Origin of the sequence: uncultured Frigoribacterium sp., from assembly GCF_963515265.1 — a bacterium.
GTDB lineage: Bacteria > Actinomycetota > Actinomycetes > Actinomycetales > Microbacteriaceae > Frigoribacterium.
The window spans coordinates 1-5,602 of record NZ_CAUPYL010000169.1; the positions used below are offsets into that span (position 1 = coordinate 1).

7 protein-coding genes are annotated in these 5,602 nt (G+C 74.7%); 1 reads left to right on the forward strand and 6 read right to left on the reverse strand.

Going from position 1 to position 5,602, the window contains the following annotated elements:
- Positions 1–314: 314 nt before the first annotated feature.
- From RWM17_RS11645 to RWM17_RS11665, 5 genes are all read right to left on the reverse strand, one after another.
- Positions 315–689, reverse strand: coding sequence for a DUF4190 domain-containing protein (locus tag RWM17_RS11645; RefSeq protein ID WP_192040746.1), 375 nt, complete (start codon positions 687–689; stop codon positions 315–317).
- Positions 690–790: 101 nt separating this feature from the next.
- Positions 791–1,870, reverse strand: a complete 1,080-nt coding sequence (gene tsaD / locus RWM17_RS11650; RefSeq protein WP_314103865.1) for a tRNA (adenosine(37)-N6)-threonylcarbamoyltransferase complex transferase subunit TsaD — start codon at positions 1,868–1,870, stop codon at positions 791–793.
- Positions 1,867–2,388 carry a ribosomal protein S18-alanine N-acetyltransferase gene (gene rimI, locus RWM17_RS11655; RefSeq protein WP_314103867.1) on the reverse strand — a complete coding sequence of 174 codons (522 nt, stop codon included), beginning with the start codon at positions 2,386–2,388 and terminating at the stop codon, positions 1,867–1,869. Before rimI ends, tsaD begins: the two co-directional genes overlap by 4 nt.
- On the reverse strand, positions 2,385–3,059 hold the full coding sequence (gene tsaB, locus RWM17_RS11660) for a tRNA (adenosine(37)-N6)-threonylcarbamoyltransferase complex dimerization subunit type 1 TsaB (protein ID WP_314103868.1): 675 nt from the start codon (positions 3,057–3,059) through the stop codon (positions 2,385–2,387). Before tsaB ends, rimI begins: the two co-directional genes overlap by 4 nt.
- 185 nt (positions 3,060–3,244) lie before the next feature.
- A complete protein-coding gene (locus RWM17_RS11665) occupies positions 3,245–3,991 on the reverse strand; it encodes an SDR family NAD(P)-dependent oxidoreductase (protein ID WP_314103869.1) in 747 nt (248 codons plus the stop codon).
- Positions 3,992–4,155: 164 nt separating this feature from the next.
- On the opposite strand from RWM17_RS11665, the gene RWM17_RS11670 reads away from it, so the two are divergent.
- Entirely contained in the window at positions 4,156–4,998 is an 843-nt protein-coding gene (locus tag RWM17_RS11670; protein WP_192040743.1) for a helix-turn-helix transcriptional regulator, read from the forward strand.
- On the opposite strand, the gene tsaE is transcribed toward RWM17_RS11670, so the two are convergent.
- The gene (gene tsaE / locus RWM17_RS11675; RefSeq protein WP_399540471.1) at positions 4,985–5,554 is read right to left on the reverse strand and encodes a tRNA (adenosine(37)-N6)-threonylcarbamoyltransferase complex ATPase subunit type 1 TsaE; all 570 of its coding nucleotides are present in this window, start codon (positions 5,552–5,554) and stop codon (positions 4,985–4,987) included. The two genes, RWM17_RS11670 and tsaE, sit on opposite strands and share 14 nt — an antisense overlap.
- Positions 5,555–5,602: the final 48 nt, after the last annotated feature.

Genomic DNA, 5,602 nt, shown 5'->3' on the forward strand with positions numbered 1-5,602 from the left:
GCGCCGGGGAAGGCGGTGGGCGGCAGCGGCGGCGACGAGGCAGGTCGGTCGTGGTCGCCCGACGAGGCAGGCGCGTGCTCGCGCGACGGGGCGGGCGCAGGAGCCGAGCCGGGTGCCGGCTGCTCGGTGTTCGGGTCGTCGGTGGCCATGGGGAGCCTTTCGCGTGCGGGGCTGCTGCGGACGAGTCGTGCGGTCGGCACGCTCAGGATGCGGGAACGGGGCCCGCGCCGGTGGGCGCGGACCCCGTCATGCTATCCACCGAGTCGAGGAGCCGATCCAGGACTCGGATCGCGGGCACGAGGCCCACGGATGTCTCAGTAGGTTTCGTAGTCGCCGAGACCTGCCGAGGCGGCGGCCGCGAAGAAGACGACGAAGATGATCACGAGGATGATGCCCAGCGCGATCGCGGCGTAGCCGAGGATCGTGCCCCACAGCGCCATGCTACGGCCCTCTTCGCCGGTCTTCTTGATCTGGCTCAGCGAGATGTGGCCGACGACGATGGCGCCGATGCTCGCGATGCCCGTGAAGAAGCCGGCGATGCCGAGGATCAGGGCGACGAGGGCGAGCGAGTTGCGCTGGGCCGGGGCGCCGTAGCCGCCGTTCGGCGCCGGGGGTGCCTGGTACGGGTTCTGCTGGTAGGCGTCCTGCTGGTACGGCTGGCCCTGGGGGGCCGGGTTCTGATCGGTCATGTCCGGGGTCTCCTTGGTCGTGAGGCCCCCACCTTAGCGCGAGGGGCCAACGACGGCTCGGCAGCGCACGGGGGCTGTGGACGGCGGAGGCGCGGCGCGCGTCAGACCTGGACGACCGTCACCGGCAGCGTGGAGTCCGCCCCGAAGTCGAGCGGCGACGGCGCCCGCCCCCGGGAGACGAGCTGTGCGCCGAGGGCCGCGATCATCGCGCCGTTGTCGGTGCAGAGCGACAGGGGCGGCACGCGCAGCTCGACCCCGGCTGCCGCACAGCGCTCCTCCGCGAGCTGCCGCACGCGCGCGTTGGCGACGACGCCCCCGCCGAGCAGGAGACGGGGCACGCCGAGCTCGACACAGGCGTCGAGCGCCTTCGTGAGCAGGACGTCGGCGACCGCCTCGCGGAAGCTGGCGGCCACGTCGGCGACCGGCACCTCCTGCCCCTCGTCGCGGCGGCGTTCGACCCACCGGGCGACGGCGGTCTTGAGCCCCGAGAACGAGAAGTCCCAGCGGTGGGCCGCCCTGTCCTTCGGCAGGGTGAGCCCGCGGGGGAACCGGATCGCGGCCGGGTCTCCCCCGACGGCGACGCGGTCGATGTGCGGCCCGCCGGGGTAGGGCAGGCCGAGCAGTCGGGCGACCTTGTCGAATGCCTCGCCCGCAGCGTCGTCGATCGTCTCGCCGAGCAGCTCGACGTCGTCGACGAGGTCGCGCACGTGCAGCAGCGACGTGTGGCCGCCCGAGACGAGGAGGGCGACGGTCGGCAGCTCGAGGTCGCTGCCGTCGTCGCGCAGCACGTCGGCACCGACGTGTCCGACGAGGTGGTTCACGGCGTAGAGGGGCTTGCCGGTGGCGAGCGCGAGCGCCTTGGCCGCGCCGACCCCGACCATGAGGGCGCCGGCCAGCCCGGGGCCGCTCGTGACGGCGATCGCGTCGACCTCGTCGAGCGTCAGCCCGGCCTCGGCGAGCGCCGCTCGCAGGGCGGGCTCCATCGCGTCCAGGTGGGCGCGGGCGGCGACCTCGGGCACGACGCCTCCGTAGCGGGCGTGCTCGTCCATCGACGACGAGATGACGTTGGCGAGCAGCTCGGTGCCGCGCACGATGCCGACCCCGGTCTCGTCGCAGCTCGTCTCGATGCCGAGCACGACGGGGGCGCGGAGCGGGGCCGAGGAGGCGGCGGTCTCGGTCACGGCAGCTTCTCGCTCTCGGTCGTCTGGCTCGTCGTGCCCGCGAGCTCGGTCGTCGTCGCCGGCACCCGCAGCCGCATGACGACCGCGTCGACGGCGTCGGGCATGTAGTAGCGGGGGCGCACCGCGATCGCCTCGAAGCCGAGCGACTCGTAGAGGCTCTGCGCCCCGGGGTTGTCGGCACGCACCTCGAGGAACACCTCGCGGACGCCGCGACGCCGGGCCTCGGCGATCATCTGGCCCATCAGCGCGCGTCCGAGCCCCGAGCGCCGAGCCTCGGGCAGCACGGCGATGGTCTGCACGTCGGCGTCGGGAGCGCCGGGCAGCACCATGAGCCCGCTGTAGCCCACGATGCGGGTGTCATCGGCATCGGGCGTGGCGACGAGGTAGAAGCCGTCGCGGGAGGCGAGCTCGTGCGCCATCCCCTCGCTCGACCAGGCGTCGTTCACGAAGACCGACGTCTCGATCGCCATGACGGCGTCGAGGTCGTCGACGGAGGCGCGTCGCAGCCGGAAGCTCACTGGCTGACCGTCTTCGGCCGGGCCGCCGGCGTGACGTCGGGCTCACGCAGGTACAGGGGAGCCGCGTCGGCGAACGGACGGCCGTGCTCGAACAGGCGCTCGGCCAGCATGCCGAGCGCGCCGGCCGAGACGACGGTGTCGTCGGGGTCGGTGCGGGGCCAGGTCGAGGAGGCGCCGGTCGCCTCGTCGAGGAGCGCCGGCACCACGAGCGCCGGCCCCCCGACGGACACGGGGAGGCCGTCGTCGTCGAGGCCCGACCACGCCGTCCAGGCCACCTCGCGGCGGCGCGCGTCGGTCACGACCACGAGCGGGGAGTCGAGACGACCGCCGGCGTCGGAGACGGACCTGCCGGCCTGCGCGCTGAGGCGCTCGAACGCGACCGCGTCGTGGCTGCCGACGGCGAGGCAGGGCACCCCGGCGCCGAACGCGTAGGCACGGGCGGCGACGATGCCGACCCGGAGACCGGTGAACGGGCCGGGCCCGACGCCCGCGACGACCGCGCTGAGGTCGCGCGCGGCGACGCCGGCCTCGGCCGTGACGGCCTCGATCAGCGTGCCGATCACCTCGGCGTGCCGACGGGTGCCGGCGACGGACCGCTCGGCGAGGACCCCGCCGTCGCGGTCGACGACGGCGACGGCCGTGCCGGCGGAGGTGTCGATGGCCAGGATCACGAGGTCAATCGTAGGCGGTGCCGCCGACGCGGCCCGCGCCTCCTCGCCTCGGATCGGACGCCTGCGCAGCAGGACTCAGGACGACGACCACGACGGTTCCTGAACCGTGCACGGCTCAGGACCTCGAGTCCCTCCCCTGCGCGGATCAGGACGGATGTTCCTGAATGAGGAGGGGGACGGCGAGGTCAGCGGTGCTGCGAGAGGAGGGCGAGCACGTCCGCGTGGCGCCCCTCGGCCTCGGCGTCGCGGAGGAACCGCACGCGCTGGACGAGCACCTCCTCGACGTCGGGCTGCTGCTCGAGGATCCGCACGGTCTCGTCGAGGAACTCCTCGAGCGGCATGGCCGACTCGTCGTCCTGCTGGCCCATCAGCGTCGTCTGCACGGCCGGCGGCACGAGCTCGACGACCTGGAGGGGCGTGTCGGCCCACTGCACGCGGAGGCTCTGGGTGAACGAGTGCACGGCGGCCTTCGTGGCGGAGTAGGTCGGAGTCACGGGCAGGGGCACGAACGCCAGGCCCGACGACACGGTCATCAGCACGCCGTCCGGCTTGGCCGCGAGCCAGGGGCCGAACGCGGCGGCGGTGCGGATCGTGCCGAGCAGGTTCGTCGTGACGATCGACTCGGCGACGTCGAGGTGGGCGGGGTCGCGCAGGTCCTCGGGGAGCATGATGCCCGCCATCGTGACGACGACGTCGAGGTCGGGGTGCTCGCGGGTGACGGTCTCGAACGCCGCGCGGATCGACTCGGGGTCGGCCACGTCGAGCTCGACCGCGTGCACGCCGGGGTGCGTCGCGACGATCTCGTCGAGCAGCGCGCGGCGGCGTCCGGCGACGACCACGGTGTCGCCGCGGGCGCTCAGGCGCTCGGCGAGGCCGAGGCCGATGCCCGACGTGGCGCCGGTGATCAGGACGGTGTTCCCGGTGGTCTTCATGGTGTCTCCTCGGTCGTGTGGCCCGCCGGTGTCGTCCGGCGGCGTCGGGGCCAGGGGCCCGTCGCCGTCCAGCCTGCGCCGCGCCTCCCTGCCCGGGAAGGGAGCGCCGATCGGGGGAGCGCCGGTCCCTGGTCCGCGCCGCCGCCAGGGGCGAGGATGGGCCCATGGACCGTCCCGGACTCGCCGAGTTCCTCCGCGCACGCCGCGAGGCGCTGCAGCCCTCCGACGTCGGCCTGCCCGCCGGCGCCCGTCGTCGCACCGCCGGCCTGCGGCGGGAGGAGATCGCCGCGGTCGTCGGCATGTCGTCCGACTACTGGGCCCGTCTCGAGCAGCGCCGGGGGCCGCAGCCCTCCGACCAGATGCTCACGGCCATCGCCCGCGGGCTGCGCCTCGACCTCGACGAGCGCGACCACCTGTTCCGCCTCGCCGGCCACGAGGCTCCCCGCCGCGCACGCCGCTCGCCGCACGTCAGCCCCGGCCTGATGCGCGTGCTCGACCGCCTCGACGACACCCCGGCCCTCGTCATCACCGAGCTCGGCGAGACGCTGGCGCAGAACAGGCTGGCCGCCGCCGTCTTCGGCGACGGGCTCGGCTGGACCGGCCTCGACCGCAGCGGCATCCACCGCTGGTTCGCCCACCCGGAGGCGCGCGGCCAGTACCCGGAGCACGACCACGAGCACCAGGGCCGGCTCCAGGTCGCGCAGCTGCGCGTGGCCGCGTCGATGCCCGATCCCGATCCGCTGGCGGCGCGCGTCGTGGCGAGCCTCCTCGCGTCGAGCGACGAGTTCCGTCGCTACTGGGACCTGCAGGAGGTGGGCAGCCGCTTCGACGAGCACAAGACCCTGCGGCACCCCGAGGTCGGCGAGATCGAGGTGCACTGCCAGGCGCTCTTCACCGAGGACCAGTCGCAGGTGCTGCTCGTGCTCACCCCCGTGCCCGGGTCGGGCGCCGCCGAGGCGCTCGGGCTGCTCGGCGTCGTGGGAGAGCAGCGCTTCAGCCGGTCGTGAGCCGGACGCCCTCCCAGCGCGGGCCGTGCGCCGTGATCGTCAGGCGGCGCGGCTCGTCGGCGACGTCGTCGGGATCGGAGTCGGAGTCGGCGAGGGCGTCGGGGTCGACGAGGCCGTCGGGGCCGGGGAGGCCCTCGGGGTCGCTGCCGTCGTCGCCGAGCCCGCCTCCCGCTCCGGTCGGGCGCTCGATCACGACGTCGAGCCACGACTCCGCCACGCCGTCGAGCAGTCCGGCGCCCCACTCGACCACGACGACCGACCCCTCGTAGTCGAGGTCGAGGTCGTCGAGCTCGTCGGCGCCGCCCAGCCGGTACGCGTCGACGTGCACCAGCGGCACGCCCGAGGCCGTCGGGTGCGTGCGCGCGAGGACGAACGTGGGGCTCGCCACCTGGCCGCGAACCTGCAGCCCGGCGCCGAGGCCGCGGGTCAGCGTGGTCTTGCCGGCGCCCAGCGGCCCCGTCAGCACCAGCAGGTCGCCGGCACGCAGCAGCCCGGCGAGCCGGCGGCCGAGCGCCTCCGTCGCCTCGGTGTCGACGAGGTCGCCGGCGAACAGCACCCGGCCCGCAGGAGGCGGGGGCACGGTCACGAGGACGCCCCGGCAGCC